This is a genomic window from Ammoniphilus soli, assembly GCF_040813775.1.
The window spans coordinates 98,370-123,764 of the sequence record NZ_JBEGDL010000007.1; the positions used below are offsets into that span (position 1 = coordinate 98,370).

A 25,395-nucleotide genomic window follows, 5' to 3' on the forward strand; every position below is an offset into this window, starting at 1 on the left:
CCAAGAGTATGGTGGAATGGAAAGCGGAGAAACAGCAACAGGAGAATCTGTAAGGATTAGGGGAGATGAACGTATGAGCATAGAAGTGCGTAACGTGACGAAGCAATTCGGTTCTTTTCAAGCGCTGAAGGAAGTCAGTCTGGATATCCCGACAGGAGAGCTGGTTGCCTTACTGGGACCGTCCGGCTCGGGCAAGACCACTTTGCTCCGTCTTATTGCCGGATTGGAGGGGACCGATCAAGGCCAAATTCTGTTCAAAGGCGATGATACGACAAGCAAGTCGGTTCGGGAGAGGAAAGTGGGATTTGTTTTTCAGCATTATGCCCTTTTCCGACATATGAATATTTTTGATAACATTGCTTTTGGGCTTCAAGTTCGCCCTCGCAGGGAGCGGCCGTCGAAAAAAGAGATTCATGACCGCGTCCATGATCTATTGAAATTGGTCCAGCTGGATGGATACGCAAGCCGTTTCCCTTCCCAGCTTTCTGGCGGACAGCGGCAAAGAGTAGCGCTGGCTAGGGCGCTTGCGGTCGAGCCTGAAGTCTTATTGCTGGATGAGCCGTTTGGCGCTCTCGATGCTAAGGTTCGGCAAGAACTGCGACGCTGGTTAAGAAAGCTGCATGAGAAATTGAATATCACCACTGTTTTCGTAACGCATGATCAGGAAGAAGCCTTAGAAATGGCAGATAGGGTCGTCGTCATGAGCCAAGGACAAATTGAACAGATTGGAACGCCGGAAGAAGTCTACCATTCTCCTGCAAATGCGTTTGTTTATAGTTTTCTTGGGCCCGTGAATCTCTTCCATGGAAGAAAAGAGCAGGGAGAGTGGAAAATAGCCGCAACGAAAGTGGATATCCCTGCAAGTCTTCCGGAGGAGAAGGTGCAGGCTGTCGGTTACATTCGCCCGCATGATATTGATGTGAGCTTGTCCTACAGCCAAAAAACCCCGATCCCTGCGATTATTCGCCATCTTAATGCTGTCGGTCCTACTGTACGAATCGATTTGCGGGCAACGGACACGGATGACCTGTTTGAGGCTGAGTTAACCAAGGATCAGTTTAAAGCCCTTCATCTGGCCGTAGGGAGTGAAGTGTATGTGGGATTGAATAACCTTCAGATCTTCCTGGATAAAGAAAGGCTAGATGAGAGTGTAGAAAAAAGAGCATTAGTGAAAGTGCAGTCCATTAGCGTGTAAACGAATGCTGACCGGACCATTGGAGGCCTCCAATTTTCTAGTAGACACAAGCATCTGCTAGGAAAGTGGAGGTTTTTTGTTCCTGTATGTCCTAATCAAGAAAGGGAATGATCCACCCTACATTTGATCAGGTTGTTCTTGAAAGACACTCATATTTTGAAGTGGAGGGGAGTAGACGTGTATTGATACCATGCGTGCTGAGTGGGGATTGGTCATTTTATGGATCAGCCCTTGAGTAGAGAAGAAAAATTGCTCTTCTTGGATCAAAAAGGCAGATGCCCGTTCAATGACGTACGCCCAATTAGGTTTAATAAAATTCATAAGGTACCTGTCTTGACTTCAAGCGATACAGAAAACAATAATTTATTTACCGAGGATGTCAATAAGTCCCATAGCAATCCTCCTCCTACAAGATTACAATAATATAGGGACCTTATACACTAGTCCCTAGGTTGAAGATTTTCAAGCAGTCAAGCCTTTGGTTTGATTGCTTTTCTTTGTATATAGTATAAAGCATATTGCTCAATGTTTTTTTGTTTGGACTGCGTTATACTTATGGGGTAGACAAGTGGTGGATTATCCATTGGAAAGGGGTTTAGGAAGTGAATATAGTTTTATCTGATAATAAAAGAATGAATGAAATCAGGGAAAAGGTAGAAGCCGGGCAGCGTCTTTCCCTTGAGGACGGGAAATTTTTATATGAGTCAGAAGATCTGTTGACGATTGGTCAATTAGCGAACGCAGTGAATCTTCGCAGAAACGGCAAAAAGGTTTACTTTATTGAAACGATGAGCCTTTATTTTACTAACGTTTGCGAATCCCACTGCGCGTTCTGTAACTTCCGGAAGGATGAGGGTGAGGAAGGGGCTTATACACTAAGCGGCGAAGAAATGATTGCTCATGTGGAGAAGACCTATCATCCGGAAATTCGCGAATTTCATATTGTTGGGGGGCATAATCCTCACGTACCGTTCCAGTATTATGTAGATTCGTTGAAGGCTTTGAAAACGAGGTTTCCGGATGTGGCTCTAAAGGCTTATACCGCGGCGGAAATTGAGTTCTTCTCTCGCATTAGCGGATTGAGTTACAAGGAAGTACTTCAGTCCTTAATCGACGTTGGGTTGAGTTCGCTCACGGGTGGAGGAGCTGAAATTCTATCCGATTCCTACCGTGAAAAAATGAAGGTGGAAAAAGCCTCATCCGCACAATGGCTTGAAATTCATAAATTGGCCCATCAATTAGGCTTAAAGACGCCTGCAACGATGCTTTATGGATCGATCGAGACAAGGGAAGACCGCATTCATCATATGCTTCATCTCAGAGAATTGCAGGATGAAACCAACGGGTTCCAAGTCTTTATTCCACTTGCGGTACAGCCTATCAACAAAAATGCGGGCATTAAGCGCCGCACGGCCGCTTTCGAAGACTTAAAAACGATGGCGATCAGCCGTCTTATGCTGGATAACTTCCCGCATATCAAGGCTTACTTTATCACCATTGGAACGCAGTTGACTCAGTTGGCATTAACGTTCGGGGCTTCGGATGTGCACGGGACCATCCTTCAGGAAAGAATCAGTCACTCTGCTGGTGCCTTATCTCCAGCTGGACTGACAAGGGATGAGTTGATCTGGCTAGTGAAGGGGGCAGATCGAATTCCTGTGGAAAGAGATACCCTTTATAATGAAATTAAGGTTTACTAATAGGAAAATGCCTGACGAATGATGTCGGGCATTTTTTCTGTTTAGTCATTTGTTGCCCTAGAACAAAAAGGTTGCTGTAGACCCACAAGAAGGGCGGAGAATTTTTCAGGGGAAAGGCCGAAAGGGGCGGAGGCATTGTCTTGACTTTAATTGGTGCAAAAATTTTGCTAGAGCATCTTCATATATTTTAATACACAAAGAAGAGGGTGTCCTAAAAGGACCCTCTTCTTTTCTTTTTACATTGTTAAAGAGTAGCCTATTTTTCTTCTTTCTTGATGTTAAGATGAGACCCGTCACAATTTCCTTGAGGGTTTTTCGTGTTACCGCAACCGCATTGTGCCATTGTTCGTTTCCTCCTTTATTTTTGTATAATAATACTTTATGGTATTAACTAACTTTTGTCAAGTAATATATCAAAGATAAGTTACTTGAGATTGATAATAATTCTCGGAACTTTGATGTCATATAATATACCGATGCCTGGTACCTAATTAAGTTGGTACTTAGCTAAAAATGCAAACCGAAGTACAATGAGAGTAACCAATCAATGGAAAGGTGGTTCAAATACGATGGAATGGATATTTGCCATAATCAAGTTTTTCATTCGTCTAATATTCCGTGTAAAAATCCGTGGGATAGAGAAAATTGATTTCTCTCAACCGCTTATTTTAATGCCTAATCATGTTTCGTTGCTCGATGCCGTTTTTCTAGGCCTGTTTCTCCCGCCGCAAGTGACATTCGTTGCGAATACGGGTATTGCTCGGCGCTTTGCCTTTGTGATGAAATTTCGTTCGCACATTACGGTCGATCCGATGAATCCCTATTCAATCCGAAAGATGGTGAAAAGCGTCAAGGAGGGAACGCCTTTGGTTCTCTTTCCCGAGGGGAGGATAAATACGACGAGCGGGAGCAGCATCATGAAAATCTATATTGGGATTGGCTATGTGGCTCTTAGAACGCAAGCACAGGTTTATCCGGTCGTCCTTCAGGGGTTAGAACGTTCCAAAATGTCCTATCTTGGGGATAAAAACAAAACTGTTTGGTTCCCGCAGGTCTCTATTACCGTCGGTTCTCCTTTTTCCTTAGAGCGTAAAGAAAATGAATCGATGAGAATCCAAAAAAAGAAGGCGTCGGAAACGGTTTATCAGGTATTGCGGGGCGCGGTGTTTGAGAGTCGCCTAAAACAACAAGTCAACCTGTTCAATGAGGTACTGGTGTCCGCTAGGCTGCATGGCTTTAAGAGAGTGATTGTCGGAGATCTGATGCAAAGTCTGAACTATCAAAAGCTCATCCTTGCAAGTACGGTATTAAGCATGACCCTGCAAAAACAGCTGAAGGGCCAAACCTCGGCAGGTGTGCTCCTTCCTAGCTCGGTTGGGCATGTGGTCACATTGCTAGGATTATTTCGTGTCGGTATTCGTCCTGCGATTCTCAACTTTTCCCAAGGAGCCCAGACCATTCTTGATTGCTGTGAAACAGCTGGAATTCAGACCGTACTCACTTCCAAGGTGTTTATCGAGAAAGGAAAGCTGCAGGAGTTAATCGACGAGCTAACAGCTCATGGCTTGGAAGTCCTATATTTAGAAGAGATCAAAGAGAAGGTCAGCGGATGGGATAAAGCCAGAGGTTTATTTTCCTATAAGAGGACTGTCCAAACCGAAAATCGGGAGCTTGTCCTTTTTACATCGGGGAGTGAATCCAAGCCTAAGGGTGTTGTGTTAAACCATGACCATATTTATGCGAATGTGCAGCAGGTGCTGTGTTCCATTGATGTCACTTCCAAGGATAAAATCTTTAATGCATTGCCTATGTTTCATAGCTTTGGATTGACGGCGGGAACGATGCTTCCCATCCTCTCCGGATTGCCGACTTACCTGTATCCAAGTCCGCTTCATTACAAGGCAATTCCAGAGTTGTGCTATGAACAAAATGCTACCATCCTTTTCGGCACATCTACTTTTCTCGCGGGATATGGAAGGTTTGCTCATCCGTTTGACTTTTACTCCTTGCGATATGTGTTTGCCGGGGCAGAGAAGCTGAAGGATGAAGTTCGGCAGCTATGGATGGAGAAGTTCGGATTGCGGATTTTTGAGGGGTATGGGGCAACCGAAACCTCGCCGATCCTTTCCCTTAATTCTCCATTGGGCTATAAGAAGGGGACAGTCGGTCGGTTGGTTCCCGGAGTTCGTGCTCGGATAGAACCTGTAGAAGGCATCGAGCAGGGAGGACGGTTGTTTGTACAGGGGCCGAATGTCATGCAGGGGTATTTGATTCACGGAAAAGGCTTTGTACCGGCTGAACCTTGGTATGACACGGGTGACGTCGTGACGATGGATGAAGAAGGGTATATCCAAGTTCAAGCCAGGTTGAAAAGATTTGCGAAGGTGGGAGGGGAGATGGTTTCCCTTCAGTTGGTCGAAGAAATCGCCAGCCGTTGCTTTGGGCATCCGAATGTGGCGGCCGTATCGGCAGCTGATGCTCGAAAAGGCGAACGTATACTGCTGTATACTGAACAGCCGGAAGATCGCATAGAAAAGATCCGGTTGTGGATCCAAGAACAAGGGTATTCTCCTCTTGTCTGTCCTTTTAAAATCCAAGTTGTTGCCAAACTACCCTTGCTCGGAAGCGGGAAAGTGGATTATATTACACTCAAACAATTGGCTGAAGCCAAGTAGAGAAGGGAAGCTATCATGGATCATTCTCCAAAAAGATCGTTGAATTTCTTAAATATCGCACAAATGCTAAGTGCCTTTGCAGACAATGCCATTTTTTTCGTCATACTTGGGTTGCTAGCTTCCAAAGGATTTTCCGATCCGGAGGGCGAGATGGTCATCGTTCAGGCGGGATTTCTTCTTGCTTACGTCCTATTGGCCCCATTTGTTGGGACCTTTGCTGACAAGTACCGAAAATCACATGTTCTCGTCGTAGGAAATCTAATGAAAATGGCCGGAGTGGGATTGTTGTTTACCGGTTTTTCTCCCGCTGCCTCTTACGCCTTTATTGGCATTGGAGCGGTCGTGTACTCGCCGGCGAAATACGGAGTGCTGGTAGAGATCTGCAAAGAAGAAATCCAAATGCTGATGAAGGCCAATGCCCGGCTGGAATCATCGACCATTGCAGCCATCTTGCTAGGTACGCTGGGTGGAGGCTATCTTGCTTCATTCTCCCCGTCGATAGGAATGCTAGTTTGTATCGCGCTATATGCAATTTCTTTGGCTCTAGCCCCTTTTGTCTCTTGTGATAAAGGGAATCCCAGTCTTCGCTATAGGAAATCAGCGCGCGAGTTCTTGCAAGATGTAAAGCAAATGATGGCTCGGCCGTCCCTTCGTTTTTCACTGATCGGTACGAGTGCGTTCTGGATGACTTCTGCTGTTCTGCGAATTGCCTTTTTGATGTGGCTGGCCCATTACTTGCAAGTCACAGACCCGTTTCAGCAATCGATGGTGGTCGGAGTTACGGGGGTTGGCATTGTCATCGGTGCTTTGCTCGCTCCGCGAATCATTCCGGTTTCCAAGTATTATCGTTCTTATCTATTCGGAATCCTGATGGTCTTGATCATTTTGCTGGCGGTCATTCCGATACATGTGTACCTAACAGCAGCCCTGCTGTTGCTAATTGGTGTGTTTGGCGCCATCTTTATTATTCCTATGAATACGATTCTGCAGGATGAAGGTAAGCAGATTGTCGGCTCCGGAAAAACGATTGCTATTCAAAACTTTTGCGAAAATATATTGATGCTGGCTGGTGTGGGAGTATTGCAATATTTATTGTCCCGAGGATGGGATGTTCAGATCGCGATTCTAAGCATGGGAGTCATACTAGGGTTATTTGTCCTTTATCTTCGCTCCTTAGTACCCAGGCTGAAAACAGAAAGCCACTAGATCCTGGATTAGTGGCTTATTTTTTGCGCGCTTTCTTATGTTTTATCCCGCATTTCGCTATTCATCGTTTGATTGGAGATTTCCTTGGCTACTCCTGCCGCATCCATCATTTCTTCCATTCTTTCATCCAGGTTGGCCTCCCCGCGAATGCGCTTGGGAGCAAGTTCTTTCCTGTTTCTTGTTGGCATAGTTCATCCCTCCTCCCCTTCATTATTTGGCGAAACTACCTTTCTTATTCTTTGGTTCGCTGTAGGGGGCAGGGGTTTAAAAAATTTTTGTTGTTAATATGCGGATATTTATATATAATTACAAAAACGATAATTCATATGGTTTTACTCAGGATTAATAAATAATCTTTTTATAGATATGGTTTGGAGAGAGGAGGCTTATTTAATGAACTGGACAGTTATCGCTATCGTGATCGCCTTATTTTTTGCTATGAATATTGGAGCGAGTGGTACTGCTGCTTCCATGGGATCTCCTTATGGCGCTGGCGCCATAAAAAGCAGACGCTGGGCTATGTTTCTTGTGGCGGTTGCGGCCTTTCTTGGAGCTGTGCTTGGAGGCGGAGAAGTGGCGAAAACGATCGGAAGCGGGATTATTCCCTCATCGATCCTCAGTATGGAAATAGTCGTTATTATTCTAAGTGGAGCTACGCTGACTTTGTTTGTTTCCAATATGATGGGGATTCCTTTATCCACGAGTGAGGTAACCGTCGGTTCGATTGTGGGAGTAGGTTTGGCCTATCAATCGTTATTTCTGCAAAAGCTCTCTGTTATCGTATCCTTTTGGGTCATCGTGCCGGTTGTTTCTTTTCTGATTACGCTTTTCCTAGGCAAAATCATTCACTGGGCGGAAAATCGCTGGACGGGTTTGAAAGGAAATGGAGCATGGAGAAAATGGCTAGCCAGACTCTTGATTGTGGGAGGATGCCTAGAGGGGTTTTCTGCAGGAATGAACAATGTCGCCAATGCTGTGGGACCTCTTATTGGTGCGGGGATGATGTCCGCAACGACAGGCATTTGGGTTGGGGGATTATTTGTATCGATCGGTGCAATGCTGTTAGGTGGACGTGTTTTAGAAACGAACGGTAAAAAGATAACGAAGCTTTCCTTATTAGAAGGAAGTGCGGTTTCCTTTACAGGTGGAGGGTTGGTTATTATTGCCTCTTTATTCGGTCTTCCGATTCCATTAACCCAGGTCACCACTTGCGGAATTCTTGGAATTGGAGCTTCGAAAAGCGGGATGGGAATATGGCAAAAGGGAATTATTAAACGCATTTTTAAGGTTTGGGTGATATCTCCTTTGGCTTCCTTGCTTGTTTCCTATAGTTTAATCAAACTATTTATCGAGACCGATGTTTATAATGTGTTTGTCGTGCTGAGCGCCGTCATTGCCACAGTAGGACTGATCAGCTTGTCACAAACGATCCGCCAAGAGAAAAGATCCGTCTATGATGATGGCGGAGGAATATAAGTTGAACAAAAAGAGGATTCTCACAAAGCTGAGGATCCTCTTTTTTTAACCCCCACGTGAAGGGAGCCTCTAACCGACAATAATTCTTTCCTTTGGATAATGGTAGCCTGTCTTCTTATCATCCCGCTTTAGCAGCAGCAAGAAAGGAATAATACCCACCCGACCGATAAACATCAGAATCATCAGGAGTATTTTGCTAAAGGGTGACAAGTTAGGGGTGATTCCCATGGAAGCACCGCAGGTTCCAAATGCAGAAGTGATTTCAAAAATAATTTGAACCATAGAAAATTTTTCAGCGACCATCATGAAGAAGATTGAGACAATAACGATATTAGTAGCAAAAATAAACACGATAATGGCTTTGTTAATATCCTCCGGATGCAGTTCCCTACGGAAGATCTTGATCTCAGAGCGGCCTCTCATATAGGTGGCAATGGTCAGCATAATCACGACAAACGTGGTGGTCCGAATTCCGCCTCCCACGCTGCTTGGAGATGCCCCGATGAACATAAGTAAGCTGATGAAAAATAAGGTTGGCTCACTAAGCAAATTGAAATCGAGAGTGGCTAATCCACCGCTTCGGCTAGTGACCGAATTGAATAAGGAGTAGAAAAAAGCATCCAGCCCGCTCTTGTCCGCCAGAAAGGAACTTCTTTCCAAAAAGTAAAAAACTCCAGCTCCAATGCCCAGAAGGCCGAAGTATGTTAGAGTAGTTATTTTGGTAAACAGGGAAAACTGAATGCGTTTATTGGTACGGTAATTTAGCAGATTTTCCTTCACCTCAATAAGGACTGGAAAACCGATAGCCCCTAATATGATGAGGAGCATATGAATCGTCTGAACAAAGTAGTCATCCGCAAAACCTATAAGAGAGTTGCCGAAGATATCAAAACCAGCATTGGTGAAAGCACTTACAGAGGCAAAAAAACCGTAAAAATACGCAGAAAACCAACTAGAGTAAATTCCGTAATAATGGAAATAGGTTCCTAAGATAAGAGTGCCGATCGCTTCGATGATTAAAACCAGCTTCAAAATAGTGAGCATCAAGGCAACCAACCCGGATAGAGTGGAACGATTGTGGTCAATGGCAATCCATCGTCTTTGCTCTAAGCCTATAGAACGGCCTAGCAAAATCCAAAGAAAAGTACCCAGCGCCATGACCCCGATGCCACCGATCTGAAAAATGACGATTAAAACCAAATATCCCCCCACATTAAAGGTTTCCACGGTGTTGACAACCGTCAGCCCCGTTACGCTAATGGCACTGATTGCCGTAAAGAAAGCGTCTAGAAGAGAAAGTTCCACCCCTGGCTTATGAAAAAGGGGGATCTTTAACAGTAGGGAAGCGGAGATTACCGAAAAGGCATAAAACAAAATGATAATTTGCACAGAGCTTAATCTTCTTCGTCTATTTGACCATTCCAAATCAACACACCGACCTAATTCTTTATGGATAAACACAGTCTTGCCTATCGTGAATTAAAACATTAGAGGGAATTAATGTCAAGGAAACTTGGCTTGCAAGAATCTTGAACAAACGCTTTCCGTTTATTCAATTGTTAAGAGCTTCAAAGTATAATAGAAGTTAAATGTTTATAATGAAAGGAAAAGGAGGGATGAAAGTGGGAAGGATTCCTTATATCCTTTTGGGACTGTGCTTATTGTTCCTTTTGGTATCCTGTTCGGGACAAGAAACTTCCGAATCCCCAGCTCCCAAGGTGGAACTTATGGTTGCCAGCGCGGCTAGCTTGACGGATGCGATGAATGAGCTGAAAGCAAAATTTGAGGAACAGAATCCGAATATTAAAGTAAGCTTTCATTTCGGAAGCTCCGGCAAATTGGCAAAGCAAATCGAACAAGGGGCGCCCAGTGATATCTTTCTTTCCGCAAGCAAAAAAGATATGGATACCCTTGAAGGAAAAAATCTAGTAGTCAAAGAATCACGCAAGGATTTTGCTGCAAATAAGCTTGTGCTGATTACCAATCAAAACAGTTCTCTGACTATTTCTTCATTTGAGGACATACCGGTGGATCAAATTCAGCACATGGCCATTGGAGAGCCGGAAAGTGTGCCCGTCGGCAGGTATACAAAAGAGGCTTTTGTGAAGATTGGCTTATGGAAGCCTTTGGAAGCGAAATTGGTTTTGGGTTCTGATGCTCGCCAAGTCTTGACTTATGTAGAATCGGGCAATGCCGACCTCGGTGTCGTGTATGCGAGTGATGCAGCGATATCAAACAAGGTGAAAGTATTGGCGGAGGCACAGTCAGACTGGCATCAGCCGATCGTTTACCCGGCAGCCATAGTCGAGCAAACGGCCCATCAGAAAGAAGCACAAGCCTTTATGGATTTTTTATTCGGACAAGCAGGTCAAGCAGCTTTAAAAAAGTATGGCTTTGAGTGAGAGGAGCCTAGTCAGAAGTGAATTACACACCGTTGTATCTCTCATTAAAAATAGCAGGTATATCAACCGTTCTCGTGTTTTTTTCGGGGGTCTTGCTCGCTCGATTACTAGCGCGTCGCGATTTCACCGGAAAAAGCATCGTTGAATCCTTCATACTCTTGCCTTTGGTCCTCCCCCCAACCGTGGTAGGCTTTGGTTTGCTTCTCTTGTTTGGAAAAAACGGTCCACTTGGGGCCTGGCTCTATGATACCTTTGGGATCCAAGTGGTTTTTTCTTGGCTGGGAGCGGTCATTGCATCTACCGTTGTGGCCTTTCCTTTAATGTACCAAAGTGCAGCCGCTTCTTTTACTAGCATCGATCAGAGATTTGAAAAAGCGGCTCGAACGATGGGGGCATCGGAGTGGCGGGTGTTTTGGACGATTACCTTTCCGCTGGCCTGGCCGGGACTCCTTGCAGGTCTCGTTTTATCCTTTGCACGGGCTTTAGGGGAATTCGGGGCTACCCTGATGCTGGCAGGAAATATACCGGGAAAGACCGATACGATGCCAATTGCCATCTACTTTGCTGTAGAAGCAGGACAGATGGAGAAGGCTGCGTTTTGGGTCGTGATTATTGTGGCTCTAGGATTTAGTACGATTATGTGGCTCAATTGGTGGACAAAGCGGAATCTTCGCCGCTATGCGTATAACGAACATAAATAATAGGTGGAGATGCTATGCTCTCGTTTCGATTAAAGAAAAAACTATCTCATTTCACTTTAGATATAGAATATGAAATGGAAAATGAGATTCTTGTTCTGTTTGGCCCTTCCGGTTCCGGAAAAACCACTGTACTGGATTGCCTTGCTGGCCTGCAGGATCCTGATGAGGGGTGGGTGAAGCTGGACGGGAAGACCTTTTACAATGGAACATCTAATTCCATTCGAACCCAGCAACGCAAGGTCGGTTACCTGTTTCAAGATTATGCGCTGTTTCCTCATATGAGCGTAGAGAGAAATATTTATTATGGCATCGACCGGAAAAGGAGAAGAGAGCCGCTTCCGTTGATCGAATCGCTTATTGAAGGGCTGGGCATTCACCACTTGCTGCAGAAATACCCTCATCACATTTCCGGAGGTGAAAAGCAAAGGGTAGCCCTGGCTAGGGCATTAGCAACAGAGCCTTCGATCCTGCTGTTGGATGAGCCATTATCTGCCCTAGATCATGACACACGACTTCAGTGTCAGGAAGAGCTGCTAAGAATCCACGAGAGGTGGAAAATTCCTTTCATCATTGTCACTCACGATCGGACAGAGGCAGAAAAGCTAGCGGATCGGATCTTGTTTGTAGAGAAGGGGCGGGTGATCGATAGGAGTTAACGGGAAAAAGTCCGGTTGAATGGGAACGTCTCCACACCCTTTGCATATCCTGAAAGGAAAGGGAGCTGGGCTCTTGCCCATAGCGTATTTAATCCTGATGGCAAGGATGGGAGATATGCAGAAGAAAATCGTGATTTTGGGAGCTGGATACGGAGGCTTATCGACTGCAGTTGCGCTGCAAAAGAAAATGAAGCTCCATGAAGCGGATGTCACACTTGTCAATAAGAACAGCTACCATCATGTAACCACTTGGCTCCATGAACTTGCGGCCGGAACGAGCCCAATGGATAAATGCATGGTGGATATAGAAAGTATCTTGCAGCAGAGTAAGGTCAAATTGGTCAAAAGTGAAGTAAAGTCCATTGATTTTGAGAAGAAGAAGGTCCTTATTAATGGAGATCGCAGTCTCTCATATGATTATCTTGTGATGGCACTGGGCAGTGAAACAGAAACTTTTGGAGTACCGGGGGTGAAAGAATATACGTACAGCATTCGAAGCATTCAAAGCGCCGTTTCCATTCGTGATCAGATTGAGCAGGTGTTTAGAAAAGGCAGGCTGCAATCGTTGCAGCGGGAGGAACTCCAATTCATAATATGCGGCTCAGGCTTTACAGGGGTGGAGTTTGCAGGAGAGCTGGCCGATCGTGTGGATGAGCTTTGCCAGGAATATGGGATTGATCGCGAGAAGGTTCAAATCTTGAATCTTGAAGCTTCGCCTTACGTTTTACCCGGGTTTGACCCCGAGTTAGCCGAATATGCCAAATCCGTGCTGCAGAAAAAAGGGGTCGATGTAAAAACCTCTACACCTGTTCAAGCTTGCACGCCGAGGGGAATTGTGATCAAAGATAAAAAGGAATTTAATTCTCCTGCCGTGGTTTGGACGGCTGGTGTGAGAGGCCATTTCTTAACGGGTAGAATTGAAAGTGAAGCGGTTCGCGGACGTCTGAAAGTAGATGATTTTCTTCGTCCATATGAAAGGGAAGATGTCTTTGTATTGGGAGACAGTGCGGTCGTATTTAGTGAAAAGGGGAGCCCTTATCCGCCCACAGCACAAATAGCTGTTCAGCAAGGGTACCATTGCGCCCAAAACCTTTTGGCTCTCCTGCGCGGAAAAAAGATGCAAGTGTTTAAACCCAAGATAAAGGGTACAATCGTTTCAATCGGAAAGAAGGAAGCAGCTGGCATCATCTTTGGCCGAAAGGTCTTCGGAAGCAAAGCCGCATTGGTCAAAAGATTCGTCGATTATCATTATCTCTTCCGAATTGGTGGAGTAAGACTCGTATTGGAGAAGCTGAAGGTCGGGGAGAAGCAACGGGAACAAAGAAGTGACAGCTTGCTCGATCACTGAGCAAGCTGTCCTTTTCATTAAAAGCAAAATATGTGCTTCCCGATTTTTTTAATTTGTGGACGAGTCCATATCCAGCCCGAGGTAGCCGTATCTGGATTAAAGTAATAGATAGCGCCTCCCGTTGGATCCCAGCCGTTCAGGGCATCTTGAACTGCTTTTTTGGCCTTTTTGTTCGGTGTTAGCCAGATTTGCCCATCGGCTACAGCGGTAAAAGCGCGCGGCTCAAAGATGACCCCCGATGGCGTGTTAGGGAATTTGGCATTCTCTACCCGGTTTAAAATGACGGCTGCCACGGCCACCTGCCCAACATAGGGCTCTCCCCGGGCTTCCCCGTATACGGCATTAGCCATAATTTTTAGATCGTTGTTGGAATAGCCGTGCGGTTTATAAGTAGGAGCTGGCTTAGACTTCGCTTTTGGAGCAGGAGCTGCAGGTCGCTTTGCCGTTGCACCGCTGCGCGAGTCTCCCTTCCAATTTTTCGTTGCTGCCCATAGCTTGCTCCGTGTTTGAGAACCAACAGTCCCATCCGCCTTTATTCTAAATTGGCGCTGGAATTTACGTACAGCATTCTGGGTCGTAGTTCCATATTTCCCATCGACTTTTCCTTTATAAAATCCCAAAAACTTTAATCTTCCCTGAATTTCCCATACCTCTCCGCCGACAGCTCCCCGCTTGGTGACCTTTCCAGCAGACTTCTTTGCAGTAGCTTTTCCTTTCCAATTCTTAGTAGCCTTCCACAGCTTTACCTTTGTCTTCGGTCCAACGACACCGTCCACTTTCATCCCAAAACGGTACTGGAAGTTGCGGACGGACCAATAGGTACTCCAGCCAAATTTTCCGTCAATCTTTCCCTTATAGAATCCCAGGTGCTGCAGCCTTCCCTGCAGCTCCCAAACGTCCCCGCCGACAGCTCCGCGCTTCACCACGTTTTGAGTGAAGGTTTCTTCTGTCTGGACACTGGTCATGGCCGTGCTTATACAAAAAAAGCCTAGAGCAATGGTGACGAATAGCAATAGATACTTCTTCATATTTTCCTCCTGAAGCGTAAGAATATTTCCTGGAGCTTACTGTTATTCTTCTCATTGGATCCATTTCCATGCTTTTTTCTTTTTAATGATGGATAGGGGGACCCTCTGGCAATTTGTCATTGCTTAATGAAACATGTATTTCTTTATTTTCATTGATGGATGCAAAAAAGACCCGATCCGGATCGCTCACTCCCCGGCGGTTAAGCTCTTGTTCAAGCCACTTCTCGGAAAGGTTCAACGACTTCAGCACGTCTCCGTAAACTTTTCCCTCCACCATGACCGGATAAGCCATGCCTCCGGTATGCTTTCTGATCCCTATATCTTCGAGCGTGACGCCTTCCTTATTCGGCTTTTTTTGGATCGTCAGTTTTCCATTCGCTTCAATAATTCCTAGGTGCACATCACTTAAATCAAAAACATCTTTTTCGCGAAGCATTTGCAGGATGTTATCGATGGAGTAACGAATATCTTTTATGTTTTTCTTCATAAATTGACCGTCATGAATGACGATGGTTGGTTCGAAAGTGATGAGCCGCCCTATTCTTCTATTTGTGATAGCTCGCTTGGATATGAAGCGCTGCAGAACCCCAATCAGAATAATGGCACCAGCGGTATGAATATGGTTGATTTTAGGGTCAGCGATATCCGCTCCGACCACGGATCCCAGTGTTAAAACAACCATGAAGTCAAAGACAGGGAGCTCACCAATCGAACGCTTGCCCATAATGATGGTGACAATCAGCAAGAGAGGGAGGATAGTGACGATTCGACCGGATACAAGCAGCAAATTTTTCAACACTTCCTCCATGCTATTGTTGGCTCCTATAAGCGAAGGCAAGCTCTTGATTCACATCCGTGACCTTTTGGTTGAATTGATAGTAACGATAGTCCGGCGTAATCTCCGGCAGGCGATCGGCTTCTTCTTGTCTGGTTATGATGCGCCCAGCGGAAACATATCGTTGTTTGGGAATCGTCACGTCTATCACTCGGCAGCCCGGTTCGAGCACAGCTCCTTCATGAATATAGCTATTAAAGACCAAGGATTGCATGCCAACAAAGACATCTTGATCAATTCGCGCCGGCCCATGCACTTGACACTGGTGAGCCAGCGTGACACGTTCCCCAATATAGATGGAGAAAGGCTCATCCTTTACAAACACGGAGTTTTGCGTGATATTGCTCCCGTACTCAAAATTCTTCAAACCGTGAAGGACGGCACCATCCTGTACGCTTGTACGGTTACCTATAAGTATTTTCAGTCCTTCATCTCCACGGATAGAAGCAAAGGGAGCGATGAATACTTGTTCTCCAATGTGGACTTGTCCAATAACAGAGGATTGAGGGTGCAGAAACGAAGTGGGATGAATTGTCGGGTAATCCTTGATCAGGTTGAAAGAGGTCTCTGTATTCTCTTGGACGTTCTTCTTGTTATTAAGCAGCCAACTGCCGACCACCTGTCCAGCAAACAGAGCTAACGAGCTGCCGACAATCCACTTGCTTTTCGATTTCATAAAAACACCTCGGATGTCATTTTCCTTAGTTTTTATAGAAAGGGTGGAAATTATCCCATTGGGGTTGGTGGAGGGGGAGAGGCGTGCGGTAAAAGAAAAAAACAAAAATAGAGGAACAATATTCCTCTATGTTGATAAAATAGCTAAAAAAACCAACGAATCCATAGAATAAAGGAAGTTTCTTCCCTTATAGTGGATTCTTTTCGCGCTCAGAGGAAAATAAGGGAAGAAAGTTCCTTTAATTTATTTAAGCTACTCCGTCCGTGGCTTAGTGGGGTCGCATTGTGGGGAGATGGCTGCATTCACTTCAGCCAGCTTCGTAAGATAATAGCATTCCTCCCTGGCCATATGATCAAGCATGAGCGGAGCAAGGGTACTCAAAACGCTTTGCTGCAGCTCCATCACCTCTAATTCTCTGAGAAACTGCTGGAAGACTAGAATTTCTATCTCTACTTGCTGATTAAAACGGTTCAGGGCAGGGAAGCTTTGCAATTTGGTACGCATATAGCCGGCCACTTCCACCGCTTTTATATAAAATTGTTCAAAAGTCATAGCAAACTTTTGGCTTTGCTCCTTTAGTTTCTTCTCTACCATATCCAAATCGCCAGTGATCCCTGCGGCATGGCCAGCGGCATCAAGCAGCCAGACCAAGTGGTGATGAATCGGGTGCATAGGCGGAGGGACGGTTCCTTTAATGAGAAATTCCAAGATCCGAAGATATTCCTCTACCTCATTGACCATATGATTAAGGAAAGTGGGGGGGAAGCCAATCGCGATTTTCTCGGTCAAATGCCTGCGAATCAGGTGAAGCTTGAACTCTCTGATTTCTTCTGCATATTTCCTGGCCGATTCCGTTAAAGCTTGCAACTCATTTTCCTGCAGGTTCTGCCGAGCTTGACTTAGCAATTGGTCAAAGATCGGAATAAAATATTGGGCTTTCTTTACTTCCTCTTGTTCTTTGGGTGAAAGCTGGTCGAGCAGCATGCGGCTATGGTCTCCTAAGACCTGCAGCCAAAAACGGTGTTCAAACAAGGCAGATGACCGATAGTCCACTTTAGACATGTGCAACCCCCTTCTTCTTTTATACACTAAAGCTTATTCCCTAGTTTGGAAGGAAATGTATCGATTTCATGAAAGAGGAAATTCTACTAGTTGATTTAGTTTATTTTGAAGGGGGTTGGATTTTCTGTGAATCAAATTAGGATAGTAAAGGTTTCCATGCTTCTCGTGCTAGCCGTAGCTATTTTAACCGGATGCGGTATGGCCCGTACGCAGCAGCAACAGCAGGGGGCAAATCAGCTAGGAGCTGATGGAGATCGCCTTGCGGTATCTAGCGAAGCTGCAAATAAAATTTCTCAGCTGCCTGAAGTGCGTAGAGCAAACGTGATCGTTACGAATAGGAATGCTTATGTGGCTGCAGTATTGGAAGACAATTATAAAGGCCAACTGACGAGAGAAGTAGAAAACAAGGTGGCAAACCAGGTCAGATCAACCGATCCGTCGATTCAGAATGTTTACGTGTCTACAAACCCTGATTTTGTCAATCGAATGAATACCTACTCTGCAGACATCCAGCAAGGGCGGCCGGTCGCTGGATTGTTCGAGGAGTTTAATGAGATGGTAAGAAGAGTGTTTCCGAATCCAAGATAAAAAAGGGCTGTCATTCAGCCCTTTTTCTCCTTGAAAATCCTTTATGCCAAGATGTATGCCGTTACCCGTTGTCCACGCGGTTCATAAACTATGAAGAAGAACCAAAGCGAGGTGGGGTAGATGGGTAAAAGTAAGAGCCTCAAGAAGATGCGCAAGGCGGCAAAACAGCTAAAAGGAAAACCAATCTTATATAGATCTTCTAAGGGAGTTCCCTATGTAGTCAGTATAAAAGAGGTGAAAGGTGACAAGGTTTTATTGAAGGCGAATCGGATCGATTCCAAGAAAGCTCAGCAGGTCGGCTTTTCCGGACTTGGCGGATCGGGTTTGCTGGGAGGCCTTGGAGGAGCCCAGGGATTAGGTGGATTAGGTGGAGCTTTAGGCGGCGGACTTAGCATGATTGTCCCGATGATCAGGCTGTTCAGCGTGTTCGGTCCCAATTTGCTTCTCAAGGGCTTAGGCGGACTAAGCGGTTTAGGTGTTGGGGGGAGCAATCCAGCTTCCTCAGATGGAGAGAATTAAGTCAAAGATCTCTTACGGTACCGAAATGCATTTCGGACTGTATGAGATTTTTTTTGTATATATTAAAATAAGAGTAAAGAGGGGGGAGTTGTTTAATGAATTGGCTTATACGTTTACTTATCAGCGGTTTTTCATTAATTATTGCCGATTGGCTGCTAGACAGTGTTTCCGTTAGAGGCTTTGGAACAGCCTTGATTGCCGTTCTTATTCTAGGCTTGGTCAATATGATCGTTAGACCATTGCTTGTCTTTTTTACTCTACCGCTTACCATATTTAGCTTTGGACTATTTCTTTTGATCATCAATGCGTTCACTTATTGGTTTGCATCGTTACTCGTACCTGGATTTGATATTACAGGGTTTTGGGGGGCTTTCTGGGGGGCCATTGTCACGACGATTATCAGTTCGATGTTAAATGCTTTAGTAATCGAAAAAAAATAAGCCCCGATCGGGGCTTATTTTAATTCGGAATAAATCTTCGTTAGATCGTCAAGAAGAATGTTAGCGGCTTTAACTCCTCCGGCCGTGTTCCAAGTAGCGTCATTGACTTTGAATGCTTTATTGTTTTTAACCACATTTAGATTCTGGAATAGCGGATCCTTCAGCCATTCTTGCTCATTCTTGTTCGCTTCCCCGTCTCCCGTGTCATAAGTGAAGTAGAAGAGAATATCCCCTTCCATTTCTGGGGTACGTTCCTTCGTGATTTCATCTGCGAAATCAGGCTTATCCTGAGCAGCAGGACGAGCTAAACCGATTTGTTCAAATATGACCCCTGTAAAAGTGTCCTTGTAATAAAGTCTTGTTTTCCCTGCCATAAAACGAACAACGGACACTTGAAGATCCAATTTATCCGCAAACTGCGTCTTAAACTCTTCGATTCGTTGATCGAAATCTGCGATAACCTTTTTTCCTTCTTCTTCTTTGCCTAAAGCTTTTGCATACAGTTCAAAGTTTGGCTTCCATTGCCCTCTGAGGGTATCAGAGAAAACGGTAGGAGCGATAGCAGAAAGCTGTGGATATACTTTTTCTTGGCGCATTTTGTTTCCGAGAATAAGATCAGGCTTAAGAGCGGCGATCGCTTCTAAGTTTACTTGGCTCTCCGTTCCAACAACTGTTACGCCTTCCATCTCAGCAGCGATATGCTCATAAAACGGGTCTCCTGTCCACGATTTTACAGCACCGGCAGGCTTTACTCCCAAAGCAAGCAAAGCTTCGGTTCCTTCGTTGGTCAGAATGACGACCTTTTGAGGCGTTCCCTTGATTTCAGTTTTACCCATGGCGTGCTCGATGACGCGAACGTCTTCGGCAGCCGGCGCTGCTTTTTCCTCTGGTTTCGCAGCATCACTGGCTGGCGCAGTGGTTTCTTGCGTTTGCCCGCCGCCGCATCCAACGAGGAATAGGGCGAATGTGAGCAAAAGAGCCATCATTTTGTATGTAGTTGGGTACATTCGTGTTCTCTCTCCTTTTTGATAATGAATTTCATTCACGATTCATATCATAAAAGAGAAGCTAAAAATTGTCAACAAGAAAATGAAAGTGATTATCACCGTCGTTGACAGGGATTTTCATTATCTTTAAACTAGAGGAAAAGAGAAAATAAGCAGGGAACATGAAAAGGTGCGTTATATGACATTTTTGCTATCTACACGGCCGTTGAAAATTTTAGGTTTAATTTTATTTCTTTTTATAATGGTTGTATGCGGTTTTTCCAGCATTCGCTTTGGATTGACGGAGATCACGTGGGAAATGGTCTTGCAGGCATACACACAGTTTGATAGTTCCAATGAACATATCATCATCACGACTTCCAGGGTTCCGCGGGCACTTATAGCCATAGCGGTGGGGATTAGTCTAGCCATGGCGGGGGCACTGATGCAAGGCTTGACCCGCAACCCTTTAGCGGCACCGGATATTTACGGTTTGAACGCAGGTGCCAGTTTCTTTATTGTGTTTTCTGTGGTGTTTCTTGGGGTATCCACCTTGTCCGGCTTCACCTGGATTGCCTTTTTGGGATCGGGGGCTGCCGCTTTAGCTATTTATGTATTAGGCTCCCTTGGTCGAAATGGGCTTTCTCCCATGAAAATGACCTTGGCCGGAGCGTCTATGGCGGCTCTATTTTCATCTTTAACACAAGGGATGCTATCCATCAATGAGAGAGCATTGGAGGAAGTGCTTTTTTGGCTAGCCGGTTCCGTTGAAGGGCGTTCGCTGGAAATGCTTCTTCCTGTTCTTCCGTATATGATCCTGGCCTGGGTAGGGGCTTTTCTCTTAGCGAAACAGGTCAACACCTTAAGCATGGGAGAAGATGTAGCGAAAGGGTTAGGACAGCGAACCGTTTGGATAAAGGCTCTCACGTGGGCTGTGATCGTCCTTCTAGCAGGGAGTTCGGTGGCTGTAGCTGGACCCATAGGTTTTGTTGGAATTGTCGTCCCTCATCTTGCAAGAGCGCTGGTAGGAACTGACTATCGCTGGCTTCTTCCTTATTCGGGCGTTTTGGGTGCGATCCTGCTGCTACTGGCTGATATTAGTGCCCGTTACATTATCATGCCAAAGGAAGTTCCAGTAGGGGTCATGACTGCGCTGATCGGAACACCGTTTTTTGTTTACATTGCTCGCAAGGGGTTATACCGCAAATGAAAAAGTATGCATCGTTTCGCCTTAAGAAGGGTCGAATGTCCTTTTTAATAGACAAGAAAGTCGTGTTGGTTTTTACCTTATTCCTGCTCTTTACCCTCGTTTTGATGATTGTCAGCACGGGAATGGGGGAGATGAAGATCCATCCGTTGGATGTGGTGCGTGCCCTTTTTGGTCAAGGGGAGGATATGCATGCGCTAGTCATCCAGCAGTTCCGGCTGCCTCGCATCCTGATTGCCTTCCTAGTAGGGGCATCCCTGGCTGTTTCGGGAGCCATCTTGCAAGGCATTATGCGCAACCCATTGGCTTCGCCAGATATAATCGGGATTACCAGTGGTGCCGGAGTAGCGGTAATTACCTTCCTGACCTTTTATTTGGATTCCAGCAATAATACGTTAACCGTCAGCATTCATTGGCTTCCTTTTGTAGCTTTTCTAGGGGCAACTCTCGTGGCGTTCCTGATTTACGGCTTATCCTGGAACAAAGGCGTAACTCCCGTTCGGTTGGTTCTCGTCGGGGTAGGTTTGGATGCCGCGATGAAGGCCATGACTCAGCTCCTGATGATTTTTGGCCCGCTGTACCTGGCGACACAGTCGAAAATCTGGCTGACAGGAAGCGTTTATGGTTCATCCTGGGACAATGTGTGGACGCTTTTTCCCTGGGTATGCTTCCTTCTTCCTTTTACGTTCATGATCACCCGCATCCTAAATGTGCAGGAATTGGGTGATGACCTAGCTACCGGGGTAGGAAGTGTGGTGCAAAAGCACCGATTGCTGCTATTGCTCGTTAGCACGGCCTTAGCGGGAGGAGCTGTCGCGTTTGCAGGGGGAATTGGGTTTGTAGGCTTGATGGCCCCGCACATCGCACGGCAATTGGTCGGTTCAGCCTTCGGCGGGTTGCTTCCCGTATCGGCACTCATCGGCGGAATTATTGTTTTGGTCGCCGATCTCGTCGCAAGAACCGCTTTTACACCGCTGGACATTCCTGCTGGAGTATTTACGGCGGCAATAGGAGCGCCTTACTTTATTTACTTGCTTTACAAAAATCGAAATGTGTCATAGGAGGAGATCGAAGGATGCAAGCCATGGAAACCAAGGGACTCACTCTCGCATATGAGAAAGAAGTCATTATTGATGAACTTCATCTCAAAATCCCTAAAGGAAAAATTACCGTTTTTCTCGGAAGCAATGGCTGTGGCAAATCCACCCTGCTCCGATCCTTAGCCCGCTTACTAAAGCCGCAAACAGGTTCTATCATTCTGGACGGAAATGAAATCAGCAAGATGGCTACCAAGGAAATAGCCAAAAAGCTGGCCATTCTCCCGCAAGGGCCGATAGCTCCGGAAGGACTTACGGTATTGCAGCTAGTCAAGCAAGGCAGATACCCTTATCAAAATTGGTTTAAGCAATGGTCGGAGGAAGATGAAAAGATGGTCAACCGCGCCTTGGAAGCGACCCAAATGAAGGCGTTGGCGGAACGTCCGGTAGATTCCTTGTCCGGCGGTCAGCGCCAAAGAGCGTGGATTGCGATGACGCTGGCTCAAGGTACGGAAACCATCCTATTGGATGAACCGACAACCTATCTGGACCTAACCCATCAGATTGAAATTCTCGACCTTCTCTTTGAACTGAATGAAAACGAGCAGCGCACGATCGTGATGGTGCTTCATGATTTGAATTTGGCTTGCCGCTATGCCCACCACATCGTAGCGATTCAGAACCGCACGGTGTTTGCCCAAGGGAAGCCGGAAGAGGTGGTTGATGCCGAGATGATTCGGAGCGTGTTTGGCATGGAGTGCCAGATCACCGTTGATCCTTTATTCGGTACGCCTATGTGTATCCCTTATGGACGCGGAAGGGTCGTGAAGCCCTCTTATCAAAAAGTCAGTGTGTTAGGGTAGGTGAGAACATGTCTATAGAAGACTACGGTCTGTTCTTCTCGCCGAACAGGGATAAGCCTTATCGTTTCCTTGGCACTGAACTGAAACACAAGAATAAGCTGGAACAGCTACTGGGGCTTGTGGGCACGAGCTTACAATCCCCATCTCCCGTCGTCACGGCTTCGTTGTTTGCCAAATACTATAGCTATGCTTTAATTGCAGGTGGCTTGTATAGCCTCATTCATTTGGGGGAAAAGCTGGATCTTTCATTGAATAATATCTCACTGGAAACGGGTGAGAAGTGGAGTCCTTCTCTTGTTCTCGATCAAAAACCAATTGGTATGGAAAGAGGGCAAGGCAAAAAAGAGACCTTGGATCTTCTTTTTTTAGAGAATTTGCAGCCGGTTTATGACAATCTGGTGGATCATACCGGAATTAAGCGCCAAGTCTTGTGGGCTCATGCATCGTACGCGGTGAACTATCTCTCCCGCAAGTGGAGGGAGGAAGCGCAGGATGACGCTGAACATATACGATTGGAAGAGGATTTTCAGCTGATTCTTAGCACCGTAGAAGACCTGCAGATAGAATTTACAAGTATCGACCATCCTCTATTCAGAGGAGAAAAACTAACTCTAAGAAAAGAATGCTGTCTAAGAAGCTGCCTGCCGAATGCTTCTTCCTGCACGACCTGCCCTAACATCGAGCATGCAGTGAGGAAAGACCTGTTAGTTGAATATCACGCCAAAGGCTGACTTACAGTGAAGATTTCGTTTTTCACTGTGTGGTCAGCTTTTTTTGATAATTAATTGACATTAATTATCATTATTATGTATTATAAGAAATATAGATAATGAAAATCGTTATCAGAAGGAGGGCTTATTATGAATAAAATTCTAATGGTTTTTGCCAGCATGTCTGGAAATACGGAGGAGATCGCCAATCTTGTGGCGGAGGGCATAAAACAAGCAGGAAGCGAAATAGAAATAAAAGAGATATTCCAGGCGAATGCTGAGGAATTAATGGACTATGATGGAATTTTATTAGGAACCTATACATGGGGTGATGGCGAACTGCCAGATGATTTTTTGGATTTTTATGATGAGTTGGATGGTTTAGACCTTAAAGGCAAAAAAGCAGCGGTATTTGGCTCAGGAGATCATGCCTATATTCATTTTTGCGCGGCTGTCGATATCCTTGAGGGCAAGCTGCAGGAGTGTGGCGCGGAACTTGTTCAGGCAGGCCTTAAAATTGAAATGTCTCCAGCTGGCCAAGAGGTGGAGCTTTGCAAGAGTTTTGGAAAGCATTTTGCATCAGAGTTACTAAGTATTGGGTAGGTGGGATGGGATGAATAAGAAGCCCGTGGTCTCCATTAAGACAATTGCTGATTATCACTTGGAAGAATTCATGAGGTGCTCCTACCAGTTTTATTATCGGCATTTGCTTGGGCAGGCAACAACTTATCAATCGTGGCGGCATATGGTCCAGCAGACTGTGAATCAAGTGGTTATGGGGTATAATCAATGCCCGGAGCCGCAGCGATCATCGGTAAAAATCCTAGAGCTGATTCACCGATATTGGATCAAGAAGGTGGAATTATTTCATTCAAGGGAGCATTACCTAACGGTACTTGGGGAGATCACGAGTAACTTATTAAAATACCTGCTGACAGAGAGAAAAGAAAATCCGCCGCTGTTTCTTTACGAGAAATTTAAAACGAATGTGGAAGAGCTTCAGATCGACCTGGCAATGACTTTCCAAGTAGCGGAATGGTCGGGGGAATCTTTTCGCTTAAAGAAGTATGTGATAGATGCAGAGCCAGAATTTTATATTACCTACAAGCACTTAGCGGTACTCTTTTCGCAAAAGGCCTTTCAGCAATTGCCGGAAAGAATTGAGATTATTCATCTTCTAACAGGGCAAGAGCATGTTTTCTACCCTGCAAAAGAGGATGTCATGGATGCGATCGGCTATTTCCGCCTGACGAAAGATCTGCTGCAAAAGGCAGAGGACTATACGAGACCCAAGTCTTTCAGCGAATGCAAAAAGTGCCCATTTAAGAAAAAGTGTCATCGGGATTGGGTGCCCGGGAAGCAAGAAGTTACAGAGCATTTCCTTGAGTCTTAATACTGACAGTGATTCTCACTATTGACAGAAAGGGCTTTCGCCTGATAAACTATAACCATTGAGAATGAATATCGATATAAACGACAACGTGGATCTAAACAGGAGGGAATTATTATGAGTTATCCGATACATGGTTTGGTAGATATGCATACGATCTTGAATAACGAGCGAAAGTTCGGAGGAGCTATCGAGGTCGGCTATATTCGGTTACGCAGCGGTGAACAGTTTCCTCATGCGATGATCACGAGTGTGGAGATGAACGGGCAACTCATCTACACAGTGTCTTTTATGAGTGAACAAGGTGAAAATTACATTTGCCATATTGATGATGTGAGTTTGATTTTTGAACCTGTTCATAAGCGAATTCATGAACTCAAGAATAAGGCTGCCAAGATGAAGAAGACAGCAGAGAAGCTGAAATATCTTAAAAGACTGATTCAAGTAAACGAAGGATCCACTAACCCCGTGTTCTTAAAGGAATTAGCTCAAGTAATGGAGGATCTCGGAGAAGCTGCGATCCAGGTGCCTGCAGTCAAGAATCAACCAGAAAAAGTACAATTTAAAATCGCTTAAAATAAATGAAGGGTGTCCCAAAGACCGCCGCACGTGCGAGGTTTGGAACACCCTTTAATTGATTCTAGTCATATTGTTGGTGATGAGGGTAAATTCTTGAATATTCTAGTGAATTTTTA

The 25,395-nt window shown here is 45.3% G+C and carries 26 protein-coding genes and 1 pseudogene; 19 read left to right on the forward strand and 8 right to left on the reverse strand.

Annotated elements, in window-relative coordinates; genetic code table 11:
- Positions 1-73: 73 nt before the first annotated feature.
- Positions 74-1,195, forward strand: a complete 1,122-nt coding sequence (locus ABLT31_RS15685; RefSeq protein WP_367753534.1) for a sulfate/molybdate ABC transporter ATP-binding protein — start codon at positions 74-76, stop codon at positions 1,193-1,195.
- A 117-nt stretch (positions 1,196-1,312) separates the two neighbouring features.
- Here ABLT31_RS15685 and ABLT31_RS39010 read toward each other — a convergent pair.
- Positions 1,313-1,435, reverse strand: a pseudogene (locus ABLT31_RS39010) (cysteine dioxygenase); the annotation flags it as partial.
- A gap of 392 nt (positions 1,436-1,827) precedes the next feature.
- Here ABLT31_RS39010 and mqnE point away from each other — a divergent pair.
- The 3 genes from mqnE (at position 1,828) to lplT (ending at position 6,776) form a co-directional block, all read left to right on the forward strand.
- The gene (gene mqnE, locus ABLT31_RS15695; protein ID WP_462976503.1) at positions 1,828-2,895 is read left to right on the forward strand and encodes an aminofutalosine synthase MqnE; all 1,068 of its coding nucleotides are present in this window, start codon (positions 1,828-1,830) and stop codon (positions 2,893-2,895) included.
- A 569-nt stretch (positions 2,896-3,464) separates the two neighbouring features.
- Positions 3,465-5,570 carry an AMP-binding protein gene (locus tag ABLT31_RS15700; protein WP_367753201.1) on the forward strand — a complete coding sequence of 702 codons (2,106 nt, stop codon included), beginning with the start codon at positions 3,465-3,467 and terminating at the stop codon, positions 5,568-5,570.
- A gap of 15 nt (positions 5,571-5,585) precedes the next feature.
- Complete coding sequence (lplT, locus tag ABLT31_RS15705) at positions 5,586-6,776, forward strand: lysophospholipid transporter LplT (RefSeq protein ID WP_367753203.1); 1,191 nt, start codon at positions 5,586-5,588, stop codon at positions 6,774-6,776.
- Positions 6,777-6,811: 35 nt separating this feature from the next.
- On the opposite strand, the gene ABLT31_RS15710 is transcribed toward lplT, so the two are convergent.
- Complete coding sequence (locus ABLT31_RS15710) at positions 6,812-6,964, reverse strand: hypothetical protein (RefSeq protein ID WP_367753205.1); 153 nt, start codon at positions 6,962-6,964, stop codon at positions 6,812-6,814.
- A gap of 205 nt (positions 6,965-7,169) precedes the next feature.
- Here ABLT31_RS15710 and ABLT31_RS15715 point away from each other — a divergent pair, with 205 nt between their 5' ends.
- A complete protein-coding gene (locus tag ABLT31_RS15715; RefSeq protein WP_367753207.1) occupies positions 7,170-8,252 on the forward strand; it encodes an inorganic phosphate transporter in 1,083 nt (360 codons plus the stop codon).
- Between the two features lie 69 nt (positions 8,253-8,321).
- On the opposite strand, the gene ABLT31_RS15720 is transcribed toward ABLT31_RS15715, so the two are convergent.
- Positions 8,322-9,641 carry a TrkH family potassium uptake protein gene (locus ABLT31_RS15720; protein ID WP_462976498.1) on the reverse strand — a complete coding sequence of 440 codons (1,320 nt, stop codon included), beginning with the start codon at positions 9,639-9,641 and terminating at the stop codon, positions 8,322-8,324.
- A gap of 233 nt (positions 9,642-9,874) precedes the next feature.
- Here ABLT31_RS15720 and modA point away from each other — a divergent pair, with 233 nt between their 5' ends.
- From modA to ABLT31_RS15740, 4 genes are all read left to right on the forward strand, one after another.
- The gene (gene modA / locus ABLT31_RS15725) at positions 9,875-10,654 is read left to right on the forward strand and encodes a molybdate ABC transporter substrate-binding protein (RefSeq protein ID WP_462976499.1); all 780 of its coding nucleotides are present in this window, start codon (positions 9,875-9,877) and stop codon (positions 10,652-10,654) included.
- Between the two features lie 17 nt (positions 10,655-10,671).
- Entirely contained in the window at positions 10,672-11,355 is a 684-nt protein-coding gene (gene modB, locus ABLT31_RS15730) for a molybdate ABC transporter permease subunit (protein WP_367753213.1), read from the forward strand.
- Positions 11,356-11,369: 14 nt separating this feature from the next.
- Positions 11,370-12,011, forward strand: coding sequence for an ATP-binding cassette domain-containing protein (locus tag ABLT31_RS15735; protein WP_367753215.1), 642 nt, complete (start codon positions 11,370-11,372; stop codon positions 12,009-12,011).
- A gap of 97 nt (positions 12,012-12,108) precedes the next feature.
- On the forward strand, positions 12,109-13,359 hold the full coding sequence (locus ABLT31_RS15740) for an NAD(P)/FAD-dependent oxidoreductase (protein WP_367753217.1): 1,251 nt from the start codon (positions 12,109-12,111) through the stop codon (positions 13,357-13,359).
- A 17-nt stretch (positions 13,360-13,376) separates the two neighbouring features.
- Here the strand turns inward: ABLT31_RS15740 and sleB are convergent, their stop codons facing one another.
- The 4 genes from sleB to ABLT31_RS15760 all read right to left on the reverse strand — a co-directional run bounded on the left by sleB (position 13,377) and on the right by ABLT31_RS15760 (position 16,960).
- Positions 13,377-14,387, reverse strand: coding sequence for a spore cortex-lytic enzyme (gene sleB / locus ABLT31_RS15745; protein WP_367753219.1), 1,011 nt, complete (start codon positions 14,385-14,387; stop codon positions 13,377-13,379).
- A gap of 82 nt (positions 14,388-14,469) precedes the next feature.
- Positions 14,470-15,195 carry a DUF421 domain-containing protein gene (locus tag ABLT31_RS15750; RefSeq protein ID WP_367753221.1) on the reverse strand — a complete coding sequence of 242 codons (726 nt, stop codon included), beginning with the start codon at positions 15,193-15,195 and terminating at the stop codon, positions 14,470-14,472.
- A 1-nt stretch (position 15,196) separates the two neighbouring features.
- Complete coding sequence (locus ABLT31_RS15755; RefSeq protein WP_367753223.1) at positions 15,197-15,898, reverse strand: carbonic anhydrase; 702 nt, start codon at positions 15,896-15,898, stop codon at positions 15,197-15,199.
- Between the two features lie 252 nt (positions 15,899-16,150).
- Entirely contained in the window at positions 16,151-16,960 is an 810-nt protein-coding gene (locus ABLT31_RS15760; protein WP_367753225.1) for a DUF2935 domain-containing protein, read from the reverse strand.
- A gap of 126 nt (positions 16,961-17,086) precedes the next feature.
- Between ABLT31_RS15760 and ABLT31_RS15765 the strand changes: the two genes are divergently transcribed.
- The 3 genes from ABLT31_RS15765 to ABLT31_RS15775 all read left to right on the forward strand — a co-directional run bounded on the left by ABLT31_RS15765 (position 17,087) and on the right by ABLT31_RS15775 (position 18,507).
- Positions 17,087-17,548, forward strand: coding sequence for a YhcN/YlaJ family sporulation lipoprotein (locus tag ABLT31_RS15765; RefSeq protein ID WP_367753227.1), 462 nt, complete (start codon positions 17,087-17,089; stop codon positions 17,546-17,548).
- Between the two features lie 120 nt (positions 17,549-17,668).
- Entirely contained in the window at positions 17,669-18,067 is a 399-nt protein-coding gene (locus tag ABLT31_RS15770; RefSeq protein ID WP_367753229.1) for a hypothetical protein, read from the forward strand.
- A 95-nt stretch (positions 18,068-18,162) separates the two neighbouring features.
- Entirely contained in the window at positions 18,163-18,507 is a 345-nt protein-coding gene (locus ABLT31_RS15775; protein WP_367753231.1) for a phage holin family protein, read from the forward strand.
- A 14-nt stretch (positions 18,508-18,521) separates the two neighbouring features.
- On the opposite strand, the gene ABLT31_RS15780 is transcribed toward ABLT31_RS15775, so the two are convergent.
- On the reverse strand, positions 18,522-19,514 hold the full coding sequence (locus ABLT31_RS15780) for an ABC transporter substrate-binding protein (RefSeq protein ID WP_367753233.1): 993 nt from the start codon (positions 19,512-19,514) through the stop codon (positions 18,522-18,524).
- A 178-nt stretch (positions 19,515-19,692) separates the two neighbouring features.
- On the opposite strand from ABLT31_RS15780, the gene ABLT31_RS15785 reads away from it, so the two are divergent.
- The 7 genes from ABLT31_RS15785 (at position 19,693) to ABLT31_RS15815 (ending at position 25,276) form a co-directional block, all read left to right on the forward strand.
- Positions 19,693-20,703, forward strand: coding sequence for a FecCD family ABC transporter permease (locus tag ABLT31_RS15785; RefSeq protein ID WP_367753235.1), 1,011 nt, complete (start codon positions 19,693-19,695; stop codon positions 20,701-20,703).
- Positions 20,700-21,761: a FecCD family ABC transporter permease gene (locus ABLT31_RS15790; protein ID WP_367753237.1), complete on the forward strand. Its 1,062-nt coding sequence runs from the start codon at positions 20,700-20,702 to the stop codon at positions 21,759-21,761. Before ABLT31_RS15785 ends, ABLT31_RS15790 begins: the two co-directional genes overlap by 4 nt.
- Before the next feature lie 14 nt (positions 21,762-21,775).
- Entirely contained in the window at positions 21,776-22,600 is an 825-nt protein-coding gene (locus ABLT31_RS15795) for an ABC transporter ATP-binding protein (RefSeq protein ID WP_367753239.1), read from the forward strand.
- 8 nt (positions 22,601-22,608) lie between these two features.
- Positions 22,609-23,331, forward strand: coding sequence for an IucA/IucC family C-terminal-domain containing protein (locus tag ABLT31_RS15800; RefSeq protein ID WP_367753241.1), 723 nt, complete (start codon positions 22,609-22,611; stop codon positions 23,329-23,331).
- 129 nt (positions 23,332-23,460) lie between these two features.
- Positions 23,461-23,913, forward strand: coding sequence for a flavodoxin (locus ABLT31_RS15805; protein WP_367753243.1), 453 nt, complete (start codon positions 23,461-23,463; stop codon positions 23,911-23,913).
- Positions 23,914-23,923: 10 nt separating this feature from the next.
- Positions 23,924-24,703, forward strand: a complete 780-nt coding sequence (locus ABLT31_RS15810) for a hypothetical protein (protein WP_367753245.1) — start codon at positions 23,924-23,926, stop codon at positions 24,701-24,703.
- 114 nt (positions 24,704-24,817) lie between these two features.
- Entirely contained in the window at positions 24,818-25,276 is a 459-nt protein-coding gene (locus ABLT31_RS15815; RefSeq protein ID WP_367753247.1) for a hypothetical protein, read from the forward strand.
- The last annotated feature ends 119 nt before the right edge of the window (positions 25,277-25,395 follow it).